This window comes from Mesorhizobium sp. 2RAF45 (genome assembly GCF_052115225.1).
Classification (GTDB): domain Bacteria; phylum Pseudomonadota; class Alphaproteobacteria; order Rhizobiales; family Rhizobiaceae; genus Mesorhizobium; species Mesorhizobium jarvisii.
In genome coordinates, this window is sequence record NZ_JBFRGG010000002.1 from 268,493 (window position 1) to 295,369 (window position 26,877).

Annotated in this window: 26 protein-coding genes; 15 read left to right on the forward strand and 11 right to left on the reverse strand. The window is 63.9% G+C overall.

Going from position 1 to position 26,877, the window contains the following annotated elements:
- The first annotated feature begins 100 nt into the window (after positions 1–100).
- The gene (locus AB4Z43_RS06135) at positions 101–1,303 is read left to right on the forward strand and encodes a pyridoxal phosphate-dependent aminotransferase (protein ID WP_027047279.1); all 1,203 of its coding nucleotides are present in this window, start codon (positions 101–103) and stop codon (positions 1,301–1,303) included.
- Between the two features lie 70 nt (positions 1,304–1,373).
- Here the strand turns inward: AB4Z43_RS06135 and AB4Z43_RS06140 are convergent, their stop codons facing one another.
- Positions 1,374–2,891, reverse strand: coding sequence for an MFS transporter (locus tag AB4Z43_RS06140; protein ID WP_240564810.1), 1,518 nt, complete (start codon positions 2,889–2,891; stop codon positions 1,374–1,376).
- A 118-nt stretch (positions 2,892–3,009) separates the two neighbouring features.
- Here AB4Z43_RS06140 and AB4Z43_RS06145 point away from each other — a divergent pair, with 118 nt between their 5' ends.
- The gene (locus AB4Z43_RS06145; protein ID WP_081295864.1) at positions 3,010–3,669 is read left to right on the forward strand and encodes a TetR/AcrR family transcriptional regulator; all 660 of its coding nucleotides are present in this window, start codon (positions 3,010–3,012) and stop codon (positions 3,667–3,669) included.
- Between the two features lie 26 nt (positions 3,670–3,695).
- Here the strand turns inward: AB4Z43_RS06145 and AB4Z43_RS06150 are convergent, their stop codons facing one another.
- Positions 3,696–4,091 (reverse strand): (R)-mandelonitrile lyase, encoded by a 396-nt coding sequence (locus tag AB4Z43_RS06150; RefSeq protein ID WP_019860539.1) that lies wholly within the window; start codon positions 4,089–4,091, stop codon positions 3,696–3,698.
- A gap of 247 nt (positions 4,092–4,338) precedes the next feature.
- Here AB4Z43_RS06150 and AB4Z43_RS06155 point away from each other — a divergent pair, with 247 nt between their 5' ends.
- The 3 genes from AB4Z43_RS06155 to AB4Z43_RS06165 all read left to right on the forward strand — a co-directional run bounded on the left by AB4Z43_RS06155 (position 4,339) and on the right by AB4Z43_RS06165 (position 9,393).
- Complete coding sequence (locus AB4Z43_RS06155) at positions 4,339–5,868, forward strand: putative bifunctional diguanylate cyclase/phosphodiesterase (RefSeq protein WP_441936508.1); 1,530 nt, start codon at positions 4,339–4,341, stop codon at positions 5,866–5,868.
- A 203-nt stretch (positions 5,869–6,071) separates the two neighbouring features.
- On the forward strand, positions 6,072–8,123 hold the full coding sequence (locus AB4Z43_RS06160) for an elongation factor G (protein ID WP_441936510.1): 2,052 nt from the start codon (positions 6,072–6,074) through the stop codon (positions 8,121–8,123).
- 730 nt (positions 8,124–8,853) lie between these two features.
- Positions 8,854–9,393: a methyltransferase family protein gene (locus tag AB4Z43_RS06165; protein WP_019860542.1), complete on the forward strand. Its 540-nt coding sequence runs from the start codon at positions 8,854–8,856 to the stop codon at positions 9,391–9,393.
- Here the strand turns inward: AB4Z43_RS06165 and AB4Z43_RS06170 are convergent.
- Together AB4Z43_RS06170 and trxB are read right to left on the reverse strand one after the other, a co-directional pair.
- Positions 9,385–10,281 carry a LysR family transcriptional regulator gene (locus AB4Z43_RS06170; RefSeq protein WP_010911008.1) on the reverse strand — a complete coding sequence of 299 codons (897 nt, stop codon included), beginning with the start codon at positions 10,279–10,281 and terminating at the stop codon, positions 9,385–9,387. The genes AB4Z43_RS06165 and AB4Z43_RS06170 overlap by 9 nt on opposite strands.
- Before the next feature lie 89 nt (positions 10,282–10,370).
- Complete coding sequence (gene trxB, locus AB4Z43_RS06175; protein ID WP_064980528.1) at positions 10,371–11,345, reverse strand: thioredoxin-disulfide reductase; 975 nt, start codon at positions 11,343–11,345, stop codon at positions 10,371–10,373.
- A gap of 247 nt (positions 11,346–11,592) precedes the next feature.
- On the opposite strand from trxB, the gene AB4Z43_RS06180 reads away from it, so the two are divergent.
- Both AB4Z43_RS06180 and AB4Z43_RS06185 read left to right on the forward strand, forming a co-directional pair.
- Positions 11,593–12,072, forward strand: a complete 480-nt coding sequence (locus AB4Z43_RS06180) for an Lrp/AsnC family transcriptional regulator (protein WP_019860544.1) — start codon at positions 11,593–11,595, stop codon at positions 12,070–12,072.
- Between the two features lie 245 nt (positions 12,073–12,317).
- The gene (locus AB4Z43_RS06185; RefSeq protein ID WP_441936514.1) at positions 12,318–13,112 is read left to right on the forward strand and encodes a glycosyltransferase family 2 protein; all 795 of its coding nucleotides are present in this window, start codon (positions 12,318–12,320) and stop codon (positions 13,110–13,112) included.
- A 15-nt stretch (positions 13,113–13,127) separates the two neighbouring features.
- On the opposite strand, the gene gmhB is transcribed toward AB4Z43_RS06185, so the two are convergent.
- From gmhB to AB4Z43_RS06205, 4 genes are all read right to left on the reverse strand, one after another.
- Positions 13,128–13,781 carry a D-glycero-beta-D-manno-heptose 1,7-bisphosphate 7-phosphatase gene (gene gmhB, locus AB4Z43_RS06190; RefSeq protein WP_019860546.1) on the reverse strand — a complete coding sequence of 218 codons (654 nt, stop codon included), beginning with the start codon at positions 13,779–13,781 and terminating at the stop codon, positions 13,128–13,130.
- Positions 13,774–14,346, reverse strand: a complete 573-nt coding sequence (locus AB4Z43_RS06195; RefSeq protein WP_064980533.1) for a D-sedoheptulose-7-phosphate isomerase — start codon at positions 14,344–14,346, stop codon at positions 13,774–13,776. Before AB4Z43_RS06195 ends, gmhB begins: the two co-directional genes overlap by 8 nt.
- A gap of 7 nt (positions 14,347–14,353) precedes the next feature.
- Entirely contained in the window at positions 14,354–15,844 is a 1,491-nt protein-coding gene (gene rfaE1 / locus AB4Z43_RS06200; RefSeq protein WP_441936517.1) for a D-glycero-beta-D-manno-heptose-7-phosphate kinase, read from the reverse strand.
- A gap of 114 nt (positions 15,845–15,958) precedes the next feature.
- Positions 15,959–16,591, reverse strand: coding sequence for a LysE family translocator (locus AB4Z43_RS06205; protein WP_441936519.1), 633 nt, complete (start codon positions 16,589–16,591; stop codon positions 15,959–15,961).
- Between the two features lie 131 nt (positions 16,592–16,722).
- Here AB4Z43_RS06205 and rfaD point away from each other — a divergent pair, with 131 nt between their 5' ends.
- From rfaD to waaC, 3 genes are read left to right on the forward strand one after another with little or no spacing between them, the layout of a single operon-like run.
- Positions 16,723–17,673 (forward strand): ADP-glyceromanno-heptose 6-epimerase, encoded by a 951-nt coding sequence (rfaD, locus tag AB4Z43_RS06210; RefSeq protein ID WP_038648977.1) that lies wholly within the window; start codon positions 16,723–16,725, stop codon positions 17,671–17,673.
- Positions 17,646–18,653 (forward strand): lipopolysaccharide heptosyltransferase II, encoded by a 1,008-nt coding sequence (gene waaF, locus AB4Z43_RS06215; protein WP_069092956.1) that lies wholly within the window; start codon positions 17,646–17,648, stop codon positions 18,651–18,653. The genes rfaD and waaF overlap by 28 nt, the downstream gene beginning before the upstream one ends.
- Entirely contained in the window at positions 18,650–19,624 is a 975-nt protein-coding gene (gene waaC / locus AB4Z43_RS06220) for a lipopolysaccharide heptosyltransferase I (RefSeq protein ID WP_019860551.1), read from the forward strand. The genes waaF and waaC overlap by 4 nt, the downstream gene beginning before the upstream one ends.
- A 139-nt stretch (positions 19,625–19,763) precedes the next feature.
- Here waaC and greA read toward each other — a convergent pair whose 3' ends face one another.
- Both greA and AB4Z43_RS06230 read right to left on the reverse strand, forming a co-directional pair.
- The gene (gene greA / locus AB4Z43_RS06225) at positions 19,764–20,237 is read right to left on the reverse strand and encodes a transcription elongation factor GreA (protein ID WP_008877613.1); all 474 of its coding nucleotides are present in this window, start codon (positions 20,235–20,237) and stop codon (positions 19,764–19,766) included.
- Positions 20,238–20,506: 269 nt separating this feature from the next.
- Positions 20,507–21,043, reverse strand: a complete 537-nt coding sequence (locus tag AB4Z43_RS06230; protein WP_064980539.1) for a tetratricopeptide repeat protein — start codon at positions 21,041–21,043, stop codon at positions 20,507–20,509.
- A 142-nt stretch (positions 21,044–21,185) separates the two neighbouring features.
- Between AB4Z43_RS06230 and AB4Z43_RS06235 the strand changes: the two genes are divergently transcribed.
- The 3 genes from AB4Z43_RS06235 (at position 21,186) to AB4Z43_RS06245 (ending at position 23,860) form a co-directional block, all read left to right on the forward strand.
- The gene (locus AB4Z43_RS06235; protein WP_019860553.1) at positions 21,186–21,611 is read left to right on the forward strand and encodes a DUF3775 domain-containing protein; all 426 of its coding nucleotides are present in this window, start codon (positions 21,186–21,188) and stop codon (positions 21,609–21,611) included.
- A gap of 199 nt (positions 21,612–21,810) precedes the next feature.
- Positions 21,811–22,860 carry an extensin family protein gene (locus AB4Z43_RS06240; RefSeq protein WP_441936524.1) on the forward strand — a complete coding sequence of 350 codons (1,050 nt, stop codon included), beginning with the start codon at positions 21,811–21,813 and terminating at the stop codon, positions 22,858–22,860.
- A gap of 193 nt (positions 22,861–23,053) precedes the next feature.
- On the forward strand, positions 23,054–23,860 hold the full coding sequence (locus AB4Z43_RS06245) for an extensin-like domain-containing protein (protein WP_019860555.1): 807 nt from the start codon (positions 23,054–23,056) through the stop codon (positions 23,858–23,860).
- A 7-nt stretch (positions 23,861–23,867) separates the two neighbouring features.
- Here AB4Z43_RS06245 and AB4Z43_RS06250 read toward each other — a convergent pair whose 3' ends face one another.
- Positions 23,868–24,587 (reverse strand): gamma-glutamylcyclotransferase, encoded by a 720-nt coding sequence (locus AB4Z43_RS06250; RefSeq protein WP_441936526.1) that lies wholly within the window; start codon positions 24,585–24,587, stop codon positions 23,868–23,870.
- Positions 24,588–24,697: 110 nt separating this feature from the next.
- Here AB4Z43_RS06250 and AB4Z43_RS06255 point away from each other — a divergent pair, with 110 nt between their 5' ends.
- Together AB4Z43_RS06255 and AB4Z43_RS06260 are read left to right on the forward strand one after the other, a co-directional pair.
- A complete protein-coding gene (locus AB4Z43_RS06255; protein WP_441936527.1) occupies positions 24,698–25,405 on the forward strand; it encodes an LssY C-terminal domain-containing protein in 708 nt (235 codons plus the stop codon).
- A gap of 158 nt (positions 25,406–25,563) precedes the next feature.
- On the forward strand, positions 25,564–26,874 hold the full coding sequence (locus tag AB4Z43_RS06260; RefSeq protein ID WP_019860558.1) for a hemolysin family protein: 1,311 nt from the start codon (positions 25,564–25,566) through the stop codon (positions 26,872–26,874).
- Positions 26,875–26,877: the final 3 nt, after the last annotated feature.

A 26,877-nucleotide genomic window follows, 5' to 3' on the forward strand; every position in this document is an offset into this window, starting at 1 on the left:
GATCAGCCGACAATGCTTGCACTGAGCGAAATCATGCGACATGAGAAGCGCCGCGGCCGCTCCTGGCCGCGCCGATCTTCCCAAGGAGAGATATCTGGTCATGGCCTTTCTTGCCGACACCCTTTCCCGCGTAAAGCCTTCCGCCACCATCGCGGTGACGCAGAAAGCGCGCGAGCTGAAAAATGCCGGCCGTGACATTATCGGCCTCGGCGCCGGCGAACCGGATTTCGACACGCCCGACAACATCAAGAATGCGGCGATCGAAGCCATCCGCCGTGGCGAAACCAAGTACCCGCCGGTTTCGGGCATTGTGCCGCTGCGCGAGGCGATCGCAAAAAAATTCAAGCGCGAGAACAATCTCGACTACAAGCCCGAGCAGACCATTGTCGGCACCGGCGGCAAGCAGATCCTGTTCAACGCCTTCATGGCGACGCTGAACCCCGGCGACGAGGTCATCATCCCCCGCCCCTACTGGGTCAGCTACCCCGAAATGGTGGCGATCTGCGGCGGCACGTCGGTGTTCGCCGACACCTCGATCGACAATGGCTTCAAGCTGACGGCCGAAGTGCTGGAGAAGGCGATCACGCCGAAGACCAAATGGCTGCTGATGAACTCGCCGTCCAACCCGTCGGGCGCGGCCTACACGCAAGCCGAACTGCGCGCGCTGGCCGACGTGCTGTTGAAGCATCCGCATGTCTGGACGCTGACCGACGACATGTACGAGCACCTGACCTATGGCGACTTCGTCTTCAAGACCATCGCCGAAGTCGAGCCGAAGCTCTATGAGCGCACGCTGACCATGAACGGCGTGTCGAAAGCCTATGCCATGACCGGCTGGCGCATCGGCTATGCAGCCGGTCCGGTCCAGCTGATCAAGGCGATGGACATGATCCAGGGCCAGCAGACCTCGGGCGCCTGCACCATCGCCCAATGGGCTTCCGTCGAGGCGCTCAACGGCCCACAGGACTTCATCGCGAAGAACAAGGCGATCTTCCAGGGGCGGCGCGACCTCGTCGTCTCGATGCTCAACCAGGCCCGCGGCATCACGTGCCCGTCGCCGGAAGGCGCCTTCTATGTCTATCCGTCCTGTGCCCAGCTGATCGGCAAGAAGACCAAGGCCGGCAAGGTGATCGACACCGACGAGGCCTTCTGTTCGGAACTGCTCGAGGCGGAAGGTGTTGCGGTGGTGTTCGGCTCGGCCTTCGGCCTCGGCCCCAACTTCCGCATCTCCTATGCGACCTCGGAGTCGCTGCTGGAGGAAGCCTGCACGCGCATCCAGCGCTTCACGGCATCGCTGACCTGATCGGATCGATCTGGCGACAAAAGAAACCCGGCGCCATCATCGCTGGGTTTTTGTTGGGAGGCGAGGCTGCTTACGCCTGTTGCTTTGCTTGCCTGGCCGAACGCGCCTCGGCCGGCGCTAGGACCATGATCAGCAGAGCGGCGGTGAGGAAGGCGGCAATCGCCGCCGTCAGCATCGCGGCGTGGAAGCCGCCGGCATAGGCGGTGGCGAACAGCCGATGCACGCCACCCGCGCCGATTGCCGCGTCGGTTGCGAAATCATGCCGTGATATGGCGGCACGAGCCACCGCTTCGGCATTGCCGACACCGGCATCGCGGAGATATCCGGTCAACAGGCTCGTCGCCCGCATGCTCATCAAGGCGCCAAGCAGCGCGATGCCGATGGCCAGCCCGCTCTGGCGGGTGGCGTTGATGACGGCCGACACCATTCCGGAGCGCTCGCGTGGCGCGTAGGACATGGCGGCGGCACTGCCGGTCGGGATCGCCAGCGAATTGCCGAGACCGTTGATGATGAACAGGGCGCAGAGCAACGCGTATGGCGTCGACGGCCCGGCCCAGCACATGCCGAGCATAGAAAGCCCGATCAGCACATAGCCCGCCGTCATCAAGAGCGAATGCCCATAGCGGCCGCTCAGCCGGCCGATCCAGGGTGACACGACAATCTGGACAAGGAAGGCCGGCGCCATGCGCAGGCCGGTCTGCGTCGGCGACCAGCCCTGCACCTGCTGCAGGAACATCGAGAAGAAGAAGACGCAGCTGTAGGAGGTGAAGCCGAGTGCGAACGAGGCGACGTTGGCGACGGCAAAGCGCACGTCGCGGAACAGGCCGAGCGGCAGCATGGGCCGTGGCGTGCGCGCCTCGAAGCCAAGGAAGGCCGCCAGGCCAACGACACCGGCAATGATGGCCGTGATGGTCCAGGCATCGCCCCAGCCGTTCTCGCCGCCAGAGATCAGGCCGAAGGTCAGCGCGCCGAGCCACAGGATCGAGAGCGCCAAGCCGACAAGGTCGAGATGGGCATGTTCGGGATGCGCCGTCTCCTCGATCGACACGGCGCCCAGCGTGATGGTGAAAAGGCCGAGCGGCAGATTGATCAGGAAGATGCTCTGCCAGCCGACTGTCTGCACCAGAATGCCGCCCAGCACCGGGCCGACGACCAGAGAAACGGCGGCGAACGCGGCCCAGCCGCCGATGACGCCGGCCCGCTCGCGTGGATCGGAAAAAGCCTGCGTCAGGATCGACAGCGCGCCAGGAATAAGCAGCGAGCCGGCAATGCCTTGCACCACGCGGCCGGCGAGCAGCGCCGGCAAATTGGGCGCGACGGCACAGATCAGCGAACCGGCAACGAAGATGCCGACGCCCGCCAGCCATGAGCGCTTGCGGCCATAGCGGTCACCGATCAGCCCCGACGACAGCATGAAGGCCGACAGGCACAGCGTGTAGGAATCGACCACCCATTGCATGCCGCCGAAATCGGTGTGCAGCGCCTGTTGGATGGTCGGCAGCGCGACATTGACGATGCTGACGTCGAGCAAGGCGACAAACGTGCCGAGATAGACGGCGGCGACGAGCGGCAGGCGGTTCTTCGGCATGGTCTATCCCAACATGAAACATGCAGCCATCTATGCCACTGACCGACGGTCAGTCAATATGGATAAGTTACTTTGGAATCATTATAAAAAGCTTGTCTCGACCGTTAGAAGCAGGTTAATGAAAATCGATAAGCCAGTGCTGCGGAAAGACCCGAACGGTGAGCCGAACCCTATGCCTGTCATTGCCAGGAAGGCACTGAAACCACGCACCAAGCCAGCCGAGGTGCGCCGTGACGATATCTTGCGGGCCGCCACGTCGCTGTTCGTTGCCAAGGGCGTCGGCACCACGACGATCGACGAGATCGCCACCAGGGCCGAAGTCGCCAAAGGCACCTTCTATCTCTACTTCACCTCCAAGGAGGATGTCGTTGCCGCCCTGCGCGAGCGGTTCGTGGCGGGGTTTCGCGCCCGCATCCTGAGCGCCATGGAGGCCTGCCCGACTGATGACTGGACCGGGCGCCTGAAGAGCTTCGTCAGCGCCGGCATCGAGGCCTATCTCGATGACCATCGGCTGCACGACGTCGTCTTCCACGACCATCGCCCCGACCAGCGGCAGATGAAAGGCGACAACCCGCTGCTCGGCGATCTCTCTGCCTTGCTGGCGGCCGGCACGAAAGCCGGCGCCTGGTCCGTCGACGACCAGGACCTCGCCGCGATCGTCCTGTTCAACGGGCTGCACGGCGCAGTCGATCACGCCATCGAAGGTGGCGTGCGCGACGGCAGCGAACTCGCGGCAAACCTTTCCGCGCTGTTCCTGAGCATGGTGCGACCCAAATAGGCCCGCCGTCCGCGGCTGGTCAGGTCTTAGCTGCCATATTGCTCGCCGGAAACCGCCTCCAGCCAGTCGGCATGGACGCCGTCGAGCGCTTCCTGCATGGCAATATGCGCCATCGCCGTCTTCGGCCCGGCACCATGCCAGTGCTTCTCACCGGGCGCGAACCAGATCACGTCGCCTGCCCTGATCTCCTGGACCGGGCCGCCCCATGTCTGGGCAAGCCCGGCGCCCGAGGTGACATAAAGCGTCTGGCCGAGCGGATGTGTGTGCCAGTGGGTGCGCGCCCCCGGTTCGAAGCTGACCAGTGTCGCTCTCAGCCGCGCCGGCGCCTCCGCCTCGATGATCGGCGTCTGCAGAACCCGGCCGGTGAAGTATTTCTCCGGCGCTATGATGGTCGGCACGCTGCCGCAAGCAATGATCTTCATCGTCTGATCCTGAAACTGGTGGTGAAGCGACCGGCGGTAAACGCCGCTGCTCGTCGAGGCAAAAGCATTGTCCGCCGATATCGCCCGAGGCGCAACCGGCCGTTTCGGCTGTCTGGAGGAAGAAGCGGTTTTCTCTCCTTAACCATGAACCTTTCGCGCATGACGGCACGGGGCGAAGCAACGGCGAATTCAATGTCTTCTTAACGGCTCGCCACTAGCCGTGAGCCTGCATTGCGGGGGCCGTCGGATGAGCATACTGGCGACGATCAAGGACCATAGCGGCCGGATCTATCGCGGCATCCAGGCCCTGCTTTTGCTGAGCATCGGCGCCGCCGCATTCGGCGCTTTCGACATCTCGCGCAACCTGCCCTCGGGCGGCGCCTTCGCCGTCTCGAGCCTGGCCACCGGCCTTGCCTTGCTGGCACTGATGTACATGCGCAGCAGCGTCGTCCATCGCTTGCGCTCGGCGGAAGCGGCGGAAGCAGAAAAACATCATTTCCTGACCAGGGACGCCATGACCGGGGCGATGACCAGGCGCTACTTTCTCGAAGCGCTGCGCGATAGCTTGGGCACCATGCGCGACCGGCGCGAGGCGACTTTGCTGTTGATCGATGTCGATCATTTCAAGCAGCTCAACGACACGTTCGGGCACCAGTTCGGTGACCTGGCCCTGGTGCACCTGGTCAAGACGTCGGAACGCGTCTTTGCCGGTGGCATGGTCGGACGGTTGGGCGGCGACGAATTCGGCGTCATCATTCCGCATGGCGACCTCGCCGCCATCAACAAGGACATCAGGCAATTGCTCGATACGATGCGGGCCGGCAAATCGCATGAAGGCAAGACCATTCCGCTCTCCATCTCGGTCGGCGTGGCACTGGCGCCGGCTCATGCCTCCAACACGGCGGAACTGATGCTGGTTGCCGACCTGGCGCTCTACGAAAGCAAGGCGGCCGGCCGTGGCCGCGTCACCGTATTCGATGAGGAGATGCTGTCCGACAAGCGCTACCGGCTCCTGGTCGAGCGGGAGTTGCGCGCGGCGGTCTATCTGGGCGAACTCGAACTGCACTACCAGCCGATCGTCAATCCGGACGGGTCCGCTTATGCTCTCGAAGGGCTGATCCGCTGGCGTCATCCGGTTCGCGGGCTGATCTCGCCGGCCGAGTTCATCCCCATCGCCGAACGCTCGACCCTGATCGACATGCTCGGCGAATGGGTGTTTAAGCGGGCTTGCACCGATGTCGGCCATTTCCCCGGGCGCCGCATCTCCATCAATGTTTCGGGCGAGCAACTGAAGCGCGACGAGATCGTCACCATGTGCGACCGCGTGCTGAAGGAAACCGGTTGCTCGGCGACGCAGTTCATCATCGAGATCACCGAGACCGTGGCGACCGCCGCCACGCCCGAAATCCTGCGGCGCCTCGAAGTGTTGCGCGGCCTCGGCTTCCACATTGCGCTCGACGATTTCGGCACCGGCCATTGCGGCTTCAACTATCTGAAAACCCTGCCCATCGATAGCATCAAGATCGACCGCTCCTACATACACAGCCTTGCCCATGACCAAGTGGCGCAGATCTTCGTTTCGGCGCTGGCGCAGATCGCGCGCATCCAGGACGTCACCATCGTGGCGGAAGGTGTCGAGACGCAGGAAGAGTTCGCGCTGGCCAAGGCCGCCGGCTGCAACCGTTTCCAGGGCTACTTCTTCGGCAGGCCGGCGCCCCGCGACAAGGTGGCGCCCTTGCGCGCCATCGATGCCGAACCCTTGGCGCTGAGCGCCTGAGACCCCCACCGCACGGCAGCGGATTTCTATTTCCCTTGCCCTGCCGGCAAACAAGTGGGACGATGCTTCAGGGCAGGTGGCAACAGGAAAAGAACCCCGCCCGCGACGGTCGAACAGGCCGGCCGCCGCTCAGGACCGATTGACCACGCCTGAACCATGCATGCCAGTCGGTCCCTAGGGAAACGCCTGAGTGGAGGTCAGCCATGGGTACTCGCGCCGGAGGACGACGCACGGGACCGAAATGCATTGCCATAGTCGGTCCCTTTGCAAGCGGTAAGACGACACTTCTCGAAGCCATATTGGCCCGTACGGGCGCCATCCCCCGACAAAATCCCGTCTCATCAGGCAGCACCGTCTCGGATCATTCGCCGGAGGCGCGCGCCCACGCCATGAGCGTCGAGGCGACGATCGCAACCACCGAATTCATGGGCGAGCAGATCACCTTCGTCGATTGTCCCGGCTCGATCGAATTCTCCTTCGAGGCCGAGCCGGTGCTGGCCGCCTGCGACCTCGCGGTGGTCGTGGCCGAGGCGGACGAAAAGAAGATTCCTGCCCTGCAGCTCATCATGCGCAAGCTCGACGATCTCGGCGTGCCGCGCATCCTCTTCCTCAACAAGGTCGACAAGGCGATATCAGGCGTGCGCGACACGCTGAAGATGCTGCAACCGGCAAGCTCGGTGCCGCTCCTGCTGCGCCAGATTCCGCTGCGCAAGGACGGCGTCGTCATCGGCTCGATCGACCTGGCGCTGGAGCGTGCCTACATCTACCGCGAATATGCCGAAAGCGAAGTGGCTCAGATACCGGGCGACGATAAGGCGCGGGAACTGGAAGCGCGCTTCTCGATGCTGGAAACCCTGGCCGACCATGACGACCAGTTGATGGAACAGTTGCTCGAGGAGATCGAGCCGCCGAAGGACGCGATCTTCGATGATCTCGCCGCTGACCTGCGCGAAGGCGTGGTGACGCCGGTGCTGATCGGCACCGCCGAGAGGGGCAACGGCGTGCTGCGCCTCTTGAAGGCGATCCGCCACGACGCGCCCGACATCGAGGCGACCCGCAAGCGGCTTGGTGCCTCGGACGGCGGCGCCACCGTGGTCCAGGTGATGAAGACCATCCACACGCCGCATGGCGGCAAGCTGTCGGCGTCGCGCATCCTGTCCGGCCAGGTCGCCGATGGCTCCGAGCTGTGGCTGCCCGGCGGCGACACCGCCAAGGTTTCCGGCATCTACAAGATGCTCGGCAAGGACCAGTCCAAGCTCGCCGCCGCCAAGGCCGGTGACACGGTGGCGCTGGGCAAGCTGGACGAGGTCAAGACCGGCCAGACGCTGACCTCGGCCAAGGGCGGCACCAAGCAGCTGTTTACGTTCGAGCCGCCGCAGCCTGTCTTCGCCTTCGCGCTGCGGCCGAAGGAACGCAAGGACGAGGTCAAGATGTCGGCCGCCATCCAGCGGCTGGCCGAGGAAGATCCCTCGCTCAGCCTGCGCCACAACCAGGACTCGGCCGAGACGGTGCTGTCAGGCCATGGCGAAATGCATCTGCGCGTCGTGCGCGAGCGGCTGGAGGGCAAGAACCAGATCCCGGTCGAAGGCCACGCGCCGGCGGTGCCCTATCGCGAGACGATCCGCAAATCGGCGCAGCAGCGTGGCCGCCACAAGAAGCAGTCGGGCGGCCATGGCCAGTTCGGCGATGTGGTGATCGAGATCAAGCCGCTGCCGCGCGGCTCCGGCTTCCAGTTCACCGACACCATCACCGGCGGCGTCGTGCCGAAGACCTACATCCAGTCGGTCGAGACAGGCATACGCGATTACCTGAAGAACGGCCCGCTGGGCTTCCCCGTCGTCGACGTCGCCGTCAACCTGTCGGACGGCTCCTACCATGCGGTCGATTCTTCCGACATGGCCTTCCAGATGGCGGCCAAGCTCGCGATGAAGGAAGGCATGGCCGCCTGCTCGCCGGTGCTGCTGGAGCCGGTGATGAAGGTCGAGATCGTCACGCCGTCCGACGCGACGTCGAAGATCATCGCGCTGATCCCGCAGCGGCGCGGGCAGATCCTCGGCTATGATGCGCGGCCGGGATGGCCGGGATGGGATGTCGTCGAGGCGACCATGCCGCAGGCCGAGATCGGCGACCTGATCATCGAACTGCGCTCGGCGACCGCGGGCGTCGCCAGCTATCGCGCCGTCTTCGACCATATGGCCGAACTCACCGGCCGTCTCGCCGACGAAGCGATGAATACCAACGGCAAGGCAGCCTGATCCTGATCTTGACGCACCATCCCCTCGAACCCTTGTTCGAGGGGACAAAAACCAAAAACGACGCCCGGGAAGCCGGACGCCGTTTTGTTTGCGGACCGTTTTCTTGGGAGGGGAAACGGCAGGTCCGCCGCATGTACAGTCGCCGCTTTCGGCGGAAAGGGGTTGGGACGCGGTAGCCGCCTGAGCCCGGGCCGTACGAGTGATGCCCCCATCTCCCGTTCGAACCACACCGCGTCCTGCGCCCTTCATAGCAGCAGAAGCCATCGTTGTCATGTTACCAGAGGTTACATGACACTGTTACGCGGCAACTCTCGTGAAATTCTCAGCCATCCCGGCAGGGTCCGGGCAACAAAAAAGCCGGATCAATGAAGATCCGGCTGAGTTTGATTGGAAGTGCCTGTTAAGGCTAACCTCCAGAGGGGAACACTCGAGGGCGCTAATGGGAGGAGAACGCGCCCAGGAGATGATCTATATATGTGCTCAACATGCCCAAGAAACAAGCATCTATTTTGCAACACACGCATGCAAAAAGACATAGGCTGTGGTCCAACCCACTCCAGAAGCCAATAGGACCAGCAGAATCTTCAAAAATGGGGCGCTCAACCACGCAATCGTCACTACAGAAGCGTGAATCGCGGCCGGTTTTCGCCCCAAGCCACCAAAACTACGCAATGATGTCGAAGCAGGCAGCAGACGTTCATTTCTGAGGCAATCGGAGAGAAAGCAGCCAATGCGGACGTTTTCGGCGATTGCCGGCAGCATGGCCTTCTTCATCGTGGCACCCGGCGTGGTCGCCGGGCTGGTTCCCTGGCTGCTCAGCGATCATTATCGCTTGCCGTGGTCCACCGTGCCGGGCTTTGTTCCTGCCGGCGGCGTCCTCATCGCCGCTGCTGCCGCCGTTCTGCTGCATGCTTTCGCCCGTTTCGCGCTCGAGGGGCTGGGCACGCCGGCCCCGGTCGCGCCGACGGAGAAGCTCGTGATCGGCGGCATCTACCGCCATGTCCGCAACCCCATGTATGTCGCCGTGCTGTCGATCATCCTCGGCCAGGCGCTGCTGTTCTCGAGCTGGACGCTTGTCGCCTATGCCGTCATCGGCGCTGTTGTTATGGGCTCCTTTGTCAAATTCTACGAGGAGCCGACGCTCGCCCGCCGCTACGGCGCCGACTATGAAACCTACCGCCGCAACGTCCCCGGCTGGCTGCCGCGCCTGACGCCCTGGCGGGGCGAACAGATCACCAGTGCCGCCGATCGTCCGCTAGGGCTAGAATGACCAACTGCGCGCTTTCGCGATAATGAAGTCGCGGAACACGTGCAGCTTGGCCTGGTTCTTCATCGCGTCGGGATAGGCGAAATAGGTGTCGAAGGACGGCACCTCGGTTTCCGGCAAAAGCTGCACCAGGCCGGAGTCCTTGTTGATGACATAGTCGGGCAGCATGGCGATGCCGGCGCCACCCTGCACGGCGCGCTTGATCGACAAGATGTCGTTGATCTGCAGCGACGGCACGCGCTGGCCGCCTTCGAAATCGCCGACCGTCTCCAGCCAGTTCAACTCCGACAGATGCGACGGCACCGGCAGGCCGAAGGTGACGATGCGATGGTTTCTCAGCTCCGAGACCGAGGCCGGCTTGCCATGCTTGGCGACATAGGAAGGGGCCGCATAGAGATGGAAATGCACGGTGAACAGGCGGCGCTGGATCAGGTCCGGCTGCTGTGGCTGGCGCAGCCGGATGGCGCAATCGGCCTGACGCATGGTGAGGTCGAGTTCCTCATTGGCGAGGATCAGCTGCAGGCTGATTTCCGGATAAAGCTCGATGAACTCCTGCACCCGTTCGGTCAGCCAGCCGGCGCCGAGGCCAACGGTCGTCGTCACGCGAAGCACGCCGGAGGGCCGGTCCTTGGTCTCGGTCAGGCGCGATTTGATGGTCTCGAGCTTCATCAGCACGTCATGCGCCGTGCGGAACAGCATCTCGCCCTGTTCGGTCAGCACCAGGCCGCGCGCATGGCGGTTGAACAGCGGCACGCCGACATCGTGCTCGAGCGCACTGACCTGCCGCGAGATCGCCGATTGCGACAGGTGCAATGTCTCGGCCGCGTGCGTAAACGACCCCGCTTCCGCCGCAGCGTGAAACACGCGTAGCTTGTCCCAGTCCAACGCCATGATTCCCCTCGTTCTGTTGGCGTCTGAATGAAAAATCAGGCTTTTACACGGCGTTTCTAAGCCGTTTTTTTAACAGTTCAAAGCGGCCGCTATTCGGCTGCTTCGCGATGCACCTCGATGCCGGCCAGATACTTTTCCGCCTCGAGTGCCGCCATGCAGCCGAGCCCCGCCGCCGTCACCGCCTGGCGGTAGACATCGTCGGTCACGTCGCCGGCCGCGAACACGCCAGGCACGTCGGTGCGGGTCGAATTCGGGGCCGTCCACAAGTAACCGTTCGGCTTCTGCTTCAGCTTGCCCACGAACAGCTCGACCGCCGGCGCATGGCCGATCGCCACGAACACGCCGTCGACCTTGAGATGGCTTTCGACACCGGTCACCGCATGCTTGAGCTTCAGCCCTTCGACCGACGGCGGCAGCGGCGCCTTGCCGGGGCGACCGGTGATCTCGTCGACCACGGTGTCCCAGATGACGCGGACATTGTCCTTCTGCAGCAGCCGCTCACGCAGGATGCGCTCGGCGCGGAAGTCGCTGCGCCGATGGATGACCGTGACGCTCTTCGCGAGGTTCGACAGATAGAGCGCCTCCTCCACCGCCGAATTGCCGCCGCCCACCACCGCGACATCCTTGCCGCGATAGAAGAAGCCGTCACAGGTGGCGCAGGCCGAGACACCGAAGCCCATGAAATCCTGCTCGGTCGGAATGCCCAGCCACTTGGCCTGCGCGCCGGTGGCGATGATCAGCGCGTCGGCGGTGTAGGTTGTGCCGGAATCGCCCTTGGCGCGGAACGGCCGCACGTTGAGGTCGACCTCGGTGATGATGTCGTTAATGATGTCGGTGCCGACATGCTCGGCCTGCTTCAGCATCTGTTCCATCAGCCACGGTCCCTGGATGGGATCGGCGAAGCCGGGATAGTTTTCGACATCGGTGGTGATCATCAGCTGGCCGCCCTGCTGCAGGCCGGCAACCAGCATCGGCTTCAGCATGGCGCGAGCGGCGTAGACCGCCGCAGTATAGCCGGCGGGGCCGGAACCGATGATGAGAACGGGCGCGTGCTTGGTGGTCATCTAAAACCTCTGCGGGGCAGACAGTGCCGTGGGAAAAGACTTGGAATTCGCGCTTAATGTAAGGGTTGCCAACCACGCCAGCAAGACGAACGGGCCGTCGTCCCCGGAAAGCTTCGGCCCAAGCGGTTATTCGCGTCATTGCCGCTTTCGTTACCGTTCAAAAATCGCGTTGATGAGGGCTGGCGCCAACACAAAAGTCGTTTAATTACAAAATCGCGAAAGATTCTTGCGCCGAGCTGAGACCGCCATGCCCCTGAAAGCCGACCTCGACGCCATCGACTGGAAGATCCTGCGCGAGTTGCAGGCGGATGGGCGCATGACCAATGTCGAGCTGTCGAACCGCGTCGGCATTTCGGCCCCGCCCTGCCTGCGGCGGGTCAAGCGGCTGGAGGAGGCCGGCATCATCCGCGGCTACCGCGCGCTGCTCAATGCCCCGGCGCTTGGCCTCGATGTCGTCGCCTTCTGCCTGGTCGGCCTGCATCACCAGGCCGATGCCGAACTGCGCACCTTCGCCGAGCGCACGCGCGGCTGGCCGATCGTGCGCGATGCCTGGATGGTCTCGGGCGAATCCGATTTCCTGCTGCACTGCGTGGCAAGCGACCTCGGCGCCTTCCAGACCTTCGTCATCGAGGAGCTGACCTCGACCCCTAATGTCGACACGGTGCGCACCGCGCTCACCATCCGCAGGGTCAAGGATGAAGGCCTGGTTTCCTTCGAGCGTCCCTGAGGTCTGACGAACGCCTGCGCCGGTGAATTCCTGGCCTTCGCCACACCGACACCGCGTTGGTATTCGACAGACGCTGATGTACAAGGCTGGACGGCTCTGCCGGACTTCGTCGCTTGACTGACCGCTTGATTGGTTTCTCAAACGATTCCAGGAAAAGTGTGTAACGGTTTTCCGCGCGGATTTGCTTGGGTACAGATGGCGAAAGCAGCGTTGCTCTGGGGGCGGCCCGCCATTGGAAGGGGACCATGACTCGATTTGCAAGCCCGGTCTCGGCGCTTATCATCTGTGTGAACGAGGCCGATATGATCGGCCCGTGCCTGGAAAGCATCGACTTCTGCGCCGAGATCATCATCGTCGATTCCGGTTCGACGGATGGCACGATTGAATGCGTGAAAAGCTATATCGCCAAGGGCTACCCGATAAGGCTCTTGCACAATGACTGGCCGGGTTTTCCCCGTCAGCGGCAATTCTCGCTCGACCACGCGACCCAGCCCTGGTGCCTTTCGATCGACCCGGACGAGCGCGTCGACGACCAGTTGCGGCAGTCGATCGTGGCCATCACTCAGGCCGCCGACGACAAGATCCGCGGCTGGTACATCCGCCGCCGCGATTGGCTGAAGGGCTACGGCTATGCGCACCGCTGGGTGCTGCACAACAGGCTGATGCGGCTTTTCCGCCGGGAAGGCGCCACCATCGATCTCACCGCGCGGGTGCACGAAGCCTTCCAGGTGCCCGACGAGACCGGCACGATCGAAGAGGGTGTCCTGCTGCATCGCCGTGAAATATCGGTCGAGGAGGATCTTGCCCGGGCCAACGCCTATTCCAGCCTCAAGGCCGTCACGCTGGTCGAGAAGGGCAAGAAGCCCGGCCTGGTGCGGCTGGTGCTGTCGCCGTTCGGCAACTTCCTGAAATTCTACCTGGCCAAGCGCTATTTCCTGTGCGGCCGGCATGGCTTCGTCTACTCGATGTCGGTGATGATCTATTCCTTCGCCACGGAGGCAAAGCTCTACGAAGCCTCGGAACGCAACGATCCCGTCTGAGCAGTCAGGCCTGGATCAGGACCTGTTGTCCCGGCCTTGCGTTTCAATGGCTGCGAGCAGGTCACCGAGGTCGCTGCTGTCCCGCAAGGGCCTGATGGCGAAGCCGGGCTGGACCGCCGCCTCGCCGTCGACCAGCCAGCCCCGTGCCAGACCGGCGCGCTCTCCCGCCTGCATGTCGGCTGGCTTGTCGCCGACGATCAGCGAGCGCTGGAGATCGAGAGCAAGGCGTTTGCCCGCCTCGACCAGCATGCCCGGATTGGGCTTGCGCATCGGATGATCGGGAATGGCAAGTGGTCCGACACCGGCCTCGTGGTAGGCGCAGGCAAGCACCATGTCGACGAACATGCCCTGATCGCGCAACAGGTCGAGCACGCGGCCATTCACCGCCGCAAAGACGCTCCAGCCGAAATAGCCGCGCGCAATGCCGGACTGGTTGGTGACCACGACAACCGGGATTCCCGCCCGGTTGGCGGCCGCGATCGCCGGCAGCATCTGCGGCCTGAGCTCGATCTCGGCCGGGTCGCTGGGATAGTCGGTATCGACGTTGATGGTGCCGTCGCGGTCGAGGAACAGCGCCGGCAGATGCGGCGGGAAAACCCGGTCTCCAATCCGCTCGATCCACACGCCCGGCTCGGTCAGCGGATGTGGCGTGGCCGTCCTGTCAGCCATTGCTGAGACGCGCTTCGACCACTTCGCAGAGATGATGGTAGAGGCACAGATGCCCTTGCTGGATGACCGGCGTTGAGGTCGAGGGCACGTTGAGCAGGATGTCGCACAGCGGCTTGAGCTTGCCGCCGGTGTCGCCGGTCAGGCCGATCACCGTCATGTCCATCATCCGCGCCTGTTCGGCGGCGGCCAGGATGCTCGGCGAATTGCCGCTGGTCGAGATCGCCAGAAGCACGCCTCCGGCCGCGCCATGCGCCTCGACCTGGCGCGAGAACACCGTGTCGAAGCCGTAATCATTGCCCCAGGCCGTCAGCACCGCTGCATTGGCCGGCAGCGCGATGACATTGTAGGCTTTGCGCTCCTTGAGGAAGCGGCCGACCAGTTCGCCGGCTATGTGGATGGCGTCGCTCGCCGAACCGCCATTGCCGGCGATCAACAAGGCCTTGCCCGACGAGAGCGCCGTCACCACGGCGTTCGCCGCCCGCTCCATCTCGCCGGTCAGGTCACGCTCGACCATCGCCGTGATCGCGGCCGCCGAGCGGACCAGATAGTCGTTCAGTTCAGACATCAAAACCTCAGCTTGTAGAGCCGGCGCGCAATTTGCCGATGGTGCCGGTGGTGCTCTTGCCGGCGACGAGATCGACCAGCACGACGCGCCCGCCGGCCTTTTGCACCACATCGGCGCCGACCACGGTGTCGATCGTATAATCCGCGCCCTTGACCAGGATATCGGGCAGCAGCGCCTCGATCAGCGCCAGCGGCGTGTCCTCCTCGAAGACAACGACGGCATCGACCGAGGCAAGGGCGGCAAGCACGCAGGCGCGGTCATGCTGGTCGTTGACCGGGCGGCCCTGCCCTTTCAGCCGCCGCACCGAAGCATCGCTGTTGAGGCCGAGCACCAGCCGGTCGCACTGGCTGCGCGCCGCGTGCAGCAGGCTGACATGGCCGGCATGCAGAATATCGAAGCAGCCATTGGTGAAGCCGACGCTCAGGCCCTCTTCCTTCCAGGCCGCCACCATGCGCGCGGCCGACGAGGCATCGAGGATGGCATCCTTGTGGGAGGTCGGTCCGTGCGAGCGAAACAGCGCGCCCGTAAGCTCCTCGACCGTCAGCCGCGCGGTGCCGCGCTTTCCCACCACGACGCCGCCGGCTGCATTGGCGATCGAGGCCGCCGCGACCGGATCAGCCCCCGATGCAAGCGCCAGCGCGAACGTCGCGATCACCGTATCGCCGGCGCCCGAGACATCGAACACTTCGCGCGCCTGGGTAGCGATATGGCGCGCCTCGTCCGGGCCCACCACGCTCATGCCCTTTTCGCTGCGCGTGGCGACGACGAAGTCGAAACCATGCGCCGAAATCAGTTCGCGCGCCGCAGCCACGATCTCGTCATCGGCGAACACCGCATGGCCGACGGCCTCGCCAAGCTCCTTGCGGTTGGGGGTGATGGCGGTCGCGCCGGCATAGCGCGCATAGTCGCGGCCCTTGGGATCGACCAGCACCGGCTTGCCGGCCTGGCGGCAGATGGCGATGAGTTCGGCGGCGACGCCGTCGAGCAGGATGCCCTTGCCGTAATCGGACAGGATGACGATGTCGGCCCCCGTCAGTGCCGCGCGGAAATGCCGGATCAGCCCTGTCCGCTCTGTCTCGTGCAGCGGCTTGATCTCTTCCTCGTCGAAGCGCAGCACCTGCTGGTTGAGCGCGCTGAAGCGACTCTTCGACGAGGTCATGCGGCCGCGCTGCTGCGAAAGTCCCGCTGTCTCGGCGCCAAGCTCGCCGAGCATGCGCACCAGGCTGTCGCCGGCGGTGTCCGTGCCGATCACCGAAACCGGGATGGCCCGCGCGCCAAGCGAGACGATGTTGGCCACGACATTGCCGGCGCCGCCCATGGCCGAGGTCTCGCCGCGCCCATGCAGCACGGGAATCGGCGCCTCCGGCGAAATCCGCTCGATGACGCCGTTGACGAAGCGGTCGAGGATAAGGTCGCCGACCACCAGCACGGTGACGCCGCCAAAGCGGGCAATGGCTCGATGCAAGGGTTCGGGAGAAGGCGGATTGTGCTTGATCATATCACTGGCAACGCGCGGGGAAAAACAGTCGCTGAAACATATAGGGTGTCGGCTGGCGGTCGTTCATGCCTGCCGATATACCGCAATTCGAACCGGCGCAACGGCGGCGCCGCGTCAGGTCTTCTGCAGGGCAACGTGGACGCCGAGCCCGACCAGCACGGCCCCACCAGCCCGCTGCATCAGCCGCTGCGCCCGGCTCGATCGCCGCAGCCGGCCGATGACGAGGCCGGCCAGGAACACGCAGACGATGTCGGCAGAGGAGAACATCAGGTTGACGATGGTGCCCAGAACCACGAATTGCAGCCACACCGGCAAGGCCGCCGAGGCATCGATGAACTGCGGCAGGAACGCCATGAAGAAGATCGCGGTTTTCGGATTGAGCACCTCGACGGTGATGCTCTCGAAAAAGGCGCGGCGGGCCGATTTGCGCTCGATGGCGGGCAGCGCCACGTCGCCCTCAACACGCTTGCGAAACAGCGAGACACCGAGCCAGATCAGATAAATCGCGCCGACCAGCTTGACCGCCATGTAGAGCGGCGGCACGGCATGGAACAGCACCGACAGGCCCGCGGCGGCGGCAAAGACATGGACATAACCGCCGAGATGGATGCCAAGTGCCGCCGTCAGGCCCGACCAGCGCCCGCGCGCCATCGTCTGCGCCGCCGCATAAAGCATGGCCGGACCGGGGATGTAGGCGAAGATCGCCGTGGTGGCGAAGAACGCGATGAGCAGTTCGGTCGACGGCATTTTTGTCCCTCATGATCGGTGCTGACTGAGCGGAAGCTTTGCGGCGCCACTGTGACGCCTGCACCTGCTTTGTCGACAGCCCGGCTGGCCTCCCTTATAAGGACCGGAATCGCAAGCAACCAGAGGCCTTCATGATCATCGTCACGGGCGGCGCCGGCATGATCGGCTCCAACATCGTCGCCGCGCTCAATGCCGAAGGCCATGACGACATCCTCGTCGTCGACGATCTCACCGACGGCCACAAGATCGCCAATCTCGCCGATTTGAAAATAGCCGACTATCTCGACAAGGATGACTTCCTGCCGCGCATCGAGGCCGGGTCGCTCGGCCGCGTCGAGGCCGTGTTCCACCAAGGTGCTTGCTCGACCACCACCGAGTGGAACGGCAAGTTCATGATGGAGGTGAATTTTGCTTATTCGAAGCGGCTGCTGCATGCCTGCCAGGCGTTGCGCGTGCCTTTCCTCTACGCCTCCTCGGCTTCCGTCTATGGCGGCGGTTCCGAGTTTCGCGAGGATCCGGCGCTGGAGCGGCCGCTCAATGTCTATGCCTATTCGAAGAAACTGTTCGACGACTATGTCAGGCGCACCGTCTTCGACACCGATCATTCGCAGGTCGCCGGCCTGCGCTATTTCAACGTCTATGGCCCGCGCGAGGCGCACAAGGGCGTCATGGCCTCGGTCGCTTTCCATCTGTTCAACCAGGTCGAGCGCGGCGAGAATCCGAAACTGTTCGGCGCCTATGACGGTTTCGGCCCCGGCGAACAGAGCCGCGACTTCATCCATGTCGGCGATGTCGCCGACGTCAATCTGTGGCTGTGGAAGCGAGGCGCGAACGGCATCTTCAACTGCGGCACCGGCCACGCCCAGCCGTTCCGCGCTATCGCCGAAACCGTCATCGACACGTTGGGCAAGGGCGAGATCGAGTTCATCCCCTTTCCCGACCACCTCAAGGGCAGCTACCAGAGCTTCACGCAAGCTGATATGTCCCGTTTGCGCGCGGCCGGTTACAACGGCCAGTTCCGGACAGTGGAAACCGGTGTCAGAGACTATGTCGAATGGCTGAAAGCCCAACGATCCTCGTGATCGGCCCACGCTGGGTGGGCGACATGGTGATGGCGCAGTGCCTGTTTTCGGCGCTGAAAGAGCTCCATCCCAACGCCGCGATCGACGTGCTGGCGCCGGCCTGGGCGGCACCGCTGGTCAAGCGCATGCCCGAGATCCGCCAGCAGATCGATTTCCCGCTGAAGCCCGGCGCGCTCGAATTCACCCATCGCCGCCGCTTCGGCCGCCTGCTGCGCGGTCGCTACGACATGGCTTATATCCTGCCCGGCAGCTGGAAATCGGCGCTGATCCCCTTCTTTGCCCGCATTCCGCGCCGTGTCGGCCATCTGCGCGAGATGCGCTATGGCCTTTTGACCGACATCGTGCCGCTGCCGGATGCCGTGAAACGGCGCACCGCGCAGGCCTATTTCAGCCTCGCCAAGGGCGGCAGTTTCCGCGCGCCGCATCTGACCGTGGATGCCGGCAACCAGGCCGCCTTGCTCGACCGTTTCGGGCTGGCGCCGCAGAAATTCGCGGCCCTGATGCCTGGCGCCGAATTCGGCCCGGCCAAGCGCTGGCCGAGCGAAAGCTATGCCGGCCTTGCCCGCGAATTCATGGATAAGGGATTGAAGGTCGCCCTGTTCGGTTCGAAGAACGACCGCGACGTCACCGCCGAGATCGCGGCCCTTGCTCGCGGCGTCGTCGACCTCGCCGGCCAGACGCGTCTGGAGGATGCCATCGACCTGATCGCAGCGGCAAGGCTGGCGGTCTCCAACGACAGCGGGCTGATGCATGTCGCGGCGGGCGTCGGCACGCCGATCGTCGCCGTCTACGGCTCGACCTCGCCCGAAAACACGCCGCCGCTGGCGGAGCGGCGCGAGCTGGTCTGGTTGCACCTCTCCTGCTCGCCCTGCCACCAGAAAATCTGCCCACTCGGCCATCTCAACTGCCTGAAGACATTGGAAGTAGGCCAGGTCGCGGCGGCGGCGTGGCGGCTGCTGGAATTCCCGGCCGCGGCATGAAGGTTCTGATCGTCAAGACATCGTCCATGGGCGATGTCATCCATACCTTTCCGGCCGTCGAGGATGCCAGCCTGCACCGGCCCGACGTATCCTTCGACTGGTGCGTCGAGGAGGCGTTTACCGGCATCGTCGCCCTGCACCCGGCGATCGGCAGGATCCACACGGTGGCCATCCGGCGCTGGCGCAAGGCGCTGTTGAAGGGCAGCACCTGGCGCGAGGCTGCCGCGCTGCGCCGAACCTTGCGCGAATGCCGCTATGATCTGGTCATCGACGCACAGGGCCTGTTGAAATCGGCCCTGGTGGCGCGCCAGGCGCGCGCACCGATCGCCGGCTTCGACCGGTCGAGCGCGCGCGAACCCTCGGCCACGCTGTTCTACGACGTCACCTACGGCGTGCCGCGCGACCTGCACGCCATCGAACGGACGCGGCGGCTGTTCGGACTGGCACTGGGCTACCAGCCCGATCTGTCGACGCTCGCTTCAGGCATCGTGCCGCCACCCGGTGCTCTCGCCGCCATCACCGGAAAGACCGCCTTCCTGCTGCACGGCACCAGCCGCGAGGACAAGAAATGGCCTGTAGAAGACTGGATCGGAACCGCCCGCCTGCTGATCAAGCGCGGCATGACACCGGTCACCACCTGGTCGAACGAACGTGAGAAGTCTGTCGCCGAAGCCATCGCCAGGGCCGTGCCGTCCACGGTCGTGGTGCCGAAATCGCCGCTGGCCGACATCGCCGCCATCCTTGGCCGCTCGACGCTGGTCATCGGCGCCGACACCGGCCTGACCCACCTGGCCAGCGCCTTCGGCCTGCCGACGGTCGCGGTGTTTTTGGCGACGGAGCCGGGTTTGACAGGCCCGCGCGGGCAGTTTGCCATGACACTGCTGGCCGCGCCTGGTGAGCGTCTGACGCCGGCTGAGGTAGTGGCGGAGGCGGACAGGCTGCTTAATCTTAAATTACAAGCGCCAGCCTAGGACCTTTTCAGAATTCGCTCTGGTGAGCCGAATAGCGGGGTTTTCGAGAACCGGAGCGGAGCGTACTTTAAAGTACGTGAGCACCGGAAGCTCAGAAAACCGCGCTAGTCGGCCGCCAGAGTAGAATTATCAAAAGGTCCTAAATAAACTGCACCTGGACGATCTCATACCCCCTGGCACCGCCGGGCGCATTGACCTCAATGGCGTCGCCGACTTCCTTGCCGATCAATGCGCGCGCGATCGGCGAGGAGATCGAGATGCGGCCGGACTTCACGTCGGCTTCCTGGTCGCCGACGATCTGGTAGGTCTTCTTTTCCTCGGTGTCCTCGTCGACCAGCACGACGGTGGCGCCGAACTTGACCTTGTCGCCGCTGAGCTTGGTGACGTCGATCACCTCGGCGCGCGCGATCAGGTCCTCAAGTTCGTTGACACGGCCCTCATTGAGGCTCTGCGCCTCCTTGGCGGCGTGGTATTCGGCATTTTCGGACAGGTCGCCATGCGAGCGCGCCTCGGAGATCGCCTCGATGATGCGCGGCCGCTCTTCCTGCTGGCGCCAACGCAGTTCTTCCTTCAATGACGCGAACCCCTCGCCTGTCATCGGGACCTTGTTCATGATGCCTGACCTTTCCTGCCGCCGCCCCCGCGTTTCGGGGGAGGCCTTGTCGTTGGGTACAAAAAGAAAACGGTCCGGCAGCCTCGGGCTAACGGAACCGTTTCACCGCAATTTGCCCTAATATAGCAATCTTCGCGGGTTTTTCACGCCCAAAAATCGGTTTTGCAAAAATCATCCCCGCCTTCACCTGAGGAAGCGGCTAACGAGGCGGGAGGCGACAAAACGGCCGCGATCGCTCGCGGCCGCTTCGGTAACTCTTTTGGGGCTGATCAGCTCCGCATGAAATGCTCGATCTGTTCGGACAGCATGTCGTATTCGCGCGAACCCTTGCCCGTGCGCTTCTCGATTTCCATCAGTTGCTGCTGGGCGCCGGCCAGGTCGCCGATCTGCAGATGCGCCTCGCCGAGATATTCGCGCACCAGCGTGTAGTTCGGGTCGATGCGCAACGCTTCCTCGTAGTAGCCGAGGCCGACGGTGACACGTCCGGAATGGCGGTGCGAATAGCCGAGATAGTTGAGAATGCGCGGATCCTGCTTGTTGGCGGCAAGGGTGAGCACCGAGATCGCCTCGTCATAGCGTCCGGCCATCGCCAGCGCATGGCCGGCATCATAGATGCTGTCGTCATCCAGCATGCCTTCCTGGGGTGCGACGCACTTTTTCTTCTTCTTGTCCCAGACCTCTCCCTTCTTGCACTGGGTGACAGTCTGGTCGCTGCCACCGCTACTGCCCGCCGCGAATACCGGGACAGCGAAGAACTGCAGCGCGACAAGGGCAGTCGCGGCCTGGATCAGCATTCTTTTGTGCATCGAAGCCTCCTTGAGGGGTGAGAATGCAACACTAACGCTAAGCGTCCCGCGTTTCATCCCGGAAAAATTCACGTGGAGAACATCAGGTGACGGATGCCTGAAATCCGCTATCATCCGGGCAAACGACTGACGGAGACGGCCCGTGCAGCGGCGGCTTGAAAAGGACTGGGAACTCTCGATCGGCCCCGACACCGTGCGCCTGTTCATCCTCAAGGCCAAGGCGTTGAGTGCCGCCGTCAACGAGGACTATGCCGACGGCGCCGAACACGAGATCGAGTTCGACGGCGATACGCACGACAATCATCACCATGACGGCCTTGCCGAGGAAAGCTCGGAAAACCTGACCGAAGAGGAACTGCGCGAGCTGATCAACGACCTCAATGTCGATGAAGCCGCCGAACTGGTCGCGCTCGCCTGGGTCGGCCGCGGCGACTACGACGCCTCGGAATGGGTGGATGCCGTGACGGCGGCGCGCGAACGTGCCAACAAGCGCACGGCCAAGTACCTGCTTGGCATGCCGCTGCTCGCCGACTGGCTGGAGGAAGGCCTCGAAGCGATCGGCGCGTAACGCCGCGGTAACTGATTGTGATCGACGGAAAGCGTCCGTCCAGGCAACTTCAGCATGCCGGCGCCGTTTCGGAGCGATGGCAACGCTGAGCTTTTCCCGACTTTGCACCTTGGCGCTGCCTCTGGCGGCCGCGGTTCTGCTGGCAGCGCCGGCCGACGCCAGACATCGTCACAGGCATTACCAGCCGCTGTCCCCTCGGATGGATCAATCGTTGACGCAGCGTCTGGACCAGCCATTGAGGCCGAAAAGCAAGCACCGCGGCAGATCACGCGGAAAGCAGCAGATCGCGCCAAAGCAGACGCCGCAGGAAACGCAGGAGCAGCAGGCCTCGCCCGCCCAGGTGCCAGTGCCCGAGCCGCGTCCCACGGACGCGCCAAAGGCCGACGCCGCACCGGCGCAAGGGCAAAAGACGGAAGTTCCAAAGGCCCCGGACGCCTCCAACCAGCTCAATGAGGAAAAGTCCCGTCAGGCAAAGCAGGCACATACCGAGCCGTCAGCCCCCGAACCTTCGTCCCGAGAGCCGTCAACGGAAAGCGAGCCGGAGCCGCCAGCCGAGGTGCCGATCCCGACACAAAGGCCCGAAACTACGGAACCAGAGGTTGGGCCTCCTGCCGTAGCCCCGCAGCCGCCGCCAAAACCGGCGGATGCCGGCGATGAGAAAATGCTTCCCGATCCGCGCTCGGCCGACCGGCCCGGAGAAAAGATGCCCGCCGAGGAAGTCGCCTGCCGCGATCGGCTGAAGACGCTCGGCGTCGAATTCGAGGAGCACAGTGCGGAAAGCAATCCCGAAATCGGCTGCTCCATCCCCTACCCCCTGGTGCTGAAGCGCCTTGGCAAGTCGATCGCCATCGCCCCCGGCACCGAGCTCAACTGCCCGATGGCCGAAGCGGCGGCGCGATTTGCCGCCGACGTCATCCAGCCGGCGGCGAAAACCGAACTCGGCGCCGACCTCAAATCGATCGGCCAGGCATCGGCCTTCGTCTGCCGTCCGCGCCACGGCACCAGGAAACTGTCCGAGCACGCCTTCGGCAATGCGCTCGACATCGCCAGCTTCACCTTGTCCGATGGCAGAAAGGTCGAGGTCGGCCCAACGCCGCCTGAAAAGGACGCCAAATTCCTCAACGCGGTGCGCAAGGCCGCCTGCGGTCCATTCAAGACCGTGCTCGGACCGGGCGCCGACGCCGACCACGCCTTGCACTTCCACCTCGATCTCGAACCGCGCAGGCATGGCGGCACGTTCTGCCAGTAGGTCCTCAAGGATCGCCGCCGCATTTCCGCCGCAGACGTGAACGCGGTCGCTGAGTTTTCCTTTACCCTTGATCGTTAAAATGCCGAATATCCGACCATGATCCTGAAAAGTGGAAACCGGTTTTCGGAAAAGATCATGGTCAGGCAAAAGGTAGAACCTGATCGGGATCAGGTTCGGGGACAGGATTCCGCCAATGGCCGGCAAATTTCGCGCCGTGTTTTTCGCCACCGCGCGCCGATCGAAACCCGCGACGCTGCTGGCCGCCGGCCTTACCCTCGCGGCGGTTTCGGCCTGCAACACCGGCAGCGTGCTGTCGCTTCAGCCGGCGGTCGATGTCGGCGCGCAAACCGCGGCCGTGCCGCAATATACCGGCATGCAGCGGCTTGTACCGTCCAATCCCTACATGACGCAGGCCGCCTATCCGCGCATGGATGAGCCGATGTCGCCGGTCGAGCAGATACCGGCCAGCGAAGTCGACTGCCGCCAGCAGTTGAAGCGCCTCGATGTCGCCTATACCGACCTCGCGCCGATCCGTGAAGGCCAGTGCGGCATCGACTATCCCGTAAAAGTCACGGCCATCGGCAGTGTCGAGATGAAGCCCGCCGCGACGCTGACCTGCGACATGGCCGCCACCTTCGCCGCCTGGACGAAGAACGAACTCGTTCCCTCCGCCCGCTGGCGCTACTTCTCCGGGGTCAAGACCATCCACCAGGGCTCGAGCTATTCCTGCCGCAACATCGCCGGCGAAGGTGTTTTGTCCGAGCACGGCAAGGGCAACGCGCTCGACGTGATGAGCATCGAGCTCAACAATGGCGACGACATCGACGTGCGCAAGCCCGGCCTGTTCGCCTTCCGCACGCGCGGTTTCCTCAACAATGTGCGCGCCGACGGCTGCCAGTATTTCACCACCGTGCTCGGCCCCGGCTACAATTACGACCACCGCAACCATTTCCACTTCGACATCAAGAACCGCAGGAACGGTTACCGCGCCTGTCGGTAGCAAATGATCAGGCGGGTCCTGCGCCAGCGGTGGAAGAAATGATTTGCCGTGCCACCAGATCCTGGACGCGCCAGAGGTTCCGGTCGTGGATACCGCTTTCCTCCAGCTTGCTGACGGTCCGGAAGAGATACTGCGCCGACGAACCCCAATGTCCGGCGGCCCGCGCCAGTGTGTCCGCGACCTGCTCCGGCGGCAGCCGTCCGGCATAGGCCCTGCCATCTGGCGCGGCGACGAAGGCCAGGGCGCGCAGCGGACCGTCCCTCGTCCGGACCTTGATCCAGCGCGGCACGTTGGTTGGCGGGTTGGCATCGATCTCGCGGCGCATCAACTGGCCGAGTTGCCCGAAATGATCTTCCACCGGCAGCCGGTAAACAATGCCGTTGCAACTGCCACCACGGTCGAGAGCCAGCATCAAGGCAGGCAACTCGCGGGTCCCACGCCAGCGGGTCAGTTTCAGACAGAATGAGCGGTGCCACCCTGGCGCCGTGGCCGGGCGCTGCTCGACAGGAACGAATTCAGGATTCCAGATCAGCGAGCCGTAGGCAAACACCCACAGCGCTTCAGGCCGGTATTGCGACAGGAGTTGCTCGACAAGGCCGTCGAACTCCGCGTCGGTATGCTCGGCTGTTCCAGGCTCGGGGCCGGGATCCGGTTCGATGCGCTCGACCCTCGCGACAAGGTCGGCGGTCAACGCCATCGGTCCGCGGCTTGTCGGTTTCCCCTTCATTCCTGCCCCCGCGCAAAAACGATGGCTGATGATAGACCGGCTGCGCATTCCTGGCCATTGATTTCCAAGGGCTGTCAGGCAACAGATACCGTACGGATCGAGCCTTCTTCATGAGCCAACGAAGCCTTCGGCGACGCGCGACAATCTGGCTGGCGTCCTTGCTGGCCGCTTATCTGGCGCTTGCCTATGTCGCGGCGCCGGAATTCTGGACATTCCGGGAGCGCGGCTTTCGCGACCAGCGCTTCGAAATGGTGACGCACACGCCGCAAGGCATTCCCGGCGACCCGATCAATGTCGGCCTTGTCGGCACCGAGAGGGAGGTGGTCCATGCCTTCGCCATTGCCGGTTGGGACACTGCTGACGCCGTCACCTTGAGAACGGCGATCGACATCGGCGAAAGTGTGTTGTTTTCCCGCCCCTATCCCGATGCGCCGATGAGCCGCCTGCTGTTCGAGGGACGCGCCCAGGATCTCGCTTTCGAAAAGCCGGTGGGCGACAGCGCCGACCGGCGCCATCACGTCCGTTTCTGGCAGACCGATACGGTCGGCGACGATGGCCGCCCGCTCTGGCTGGGTGCCGCCAGCTTCGATCGCGGCGTCGGCCTCAGCCGCGACACTGGTGCCATCACCCATCATATCGGTCCCGATATCGACGCCGAACGCGACTTCCTGATCGGCGACCTCAAAGCTGCCGGCCAGCTGGCATCGACCAGCGACATGGCCGGGATCGGCGCCACCAGGACCGGCCGCAACGGCGGCGGCGACCCCTATTTCACCGACGGCAAGGCAATCATCGGCGTGCTGAAGCAGCCGCAGTGAAATGTACCTTAAGAGAGGGCCGTGGTCGGAAGCGGTCTAACAATGCATGGTCCGTGCGACGCCGCGTAACCGTACCGCTTCATCAGCCCGAACTGTCATTTTCTAAAAATGCTGCCGGACTATTTTCGAGCGACCCGTCGCAATGCTATTGAGCCCTCATGCTATACGTCGAAATCGCTATCGTGGTCGTCCTCATTTGTGTGAACGGCCTTCTGGCAATGTCCGAACTCGCCATCGTTTCATCGCGCCCGGCACGGCTCAAGGCGATGATCGACCGTGGTGTCAACGGCGCCGGCCGGGCGCTGGATCTTGGCTCCAATCCCGGCAAGTTCCTGTCCTCGGTGCAGATCGGCATCACGCTGGTCGGCGTGCTTTCCGGCGCCTTTTCCGGCGCCACGCTGGGCGACCGGCTGTCCGTGTTCCTGGCCACGACCGGCATGCGCGAAAGTGTCGCCGATCCGCTCGGCGTCGGCATCGTCGTTGCCATCATCACCTATTTCTCGCTGATCGTCGGCGAACTGGTGCCCAAGCAGATCGCGCTACGCGATCCCGAGCGCGTCGCCGCCCGCGCTGCCCCGGCCATGACCATCCTCGCCACCGTCTCGGCGCCCCTGGTGTTCCTGCTCGACATTTCCGGCCGCGCCATATTGTGGCTGCTCGGCCAGCGCGGCGAAAGCGAGGAGAAGGTCACCGACGAGGAGATCAAGATGCTGGTCGCCGAGGCCGAGCATCACGGCACCATCGAATCCGACGAGCGGCGCATGATCGCCGGGGTCATGCGGCTTGGCGACCGCGCCGTGCGCGCGGTGATGACGCCGCGCACCGAGGTCGACTGGATCAACCTGCAGTCCGACGACACGACGATCCGCAAGCTCCTCATGGAAACCCAGCATTCGCGCCTGCCGGCGGGTGACGGCGGCGTCGATGTGATGGTCGGCGTCGTCCAGACGCGCGACGTGCTGGCCGCGATCCTTGCCGGCCGCACGCTCGACCCGCGCAAGCATGTGCGCGCCGCGCCCATCGTCTACGACCAGGCCGACGCGCTCGACGTGCTGCACAAACTCAAGGAATCCGACGTGCCGATGGCGCTGGTGCATGACGAATACGGCCATTTCGAAGGCATCGTCACGCCGGCCGATATTCTCGAAGCCATCACCGGCGTGTTCCGCGCCGACCTCGATGCCGGTGACGAGGAAAACGCCGTCAAGCGCGAGGACGGCTCATGGCTGCTCGCCGGCTATATGCAGGCCGACGAGATGGCCGAGATACTGGGCTTCGACCTGCCCGAAAACCGCGACTACGAGACCGTTGCCGGCTATGTGCTGTCGCATATGCACCACCTGCCGGCGACAGGCGAATGCGTCGACGCGCAAGGCTGGCGCTTCGAGGTGGTCGACCTCGACGGCCGCCGCATCGACAAGCTGATCGCCACCCGCCTGCCCGGCACCCACCGCGAGGCGGTGCGGTGATTG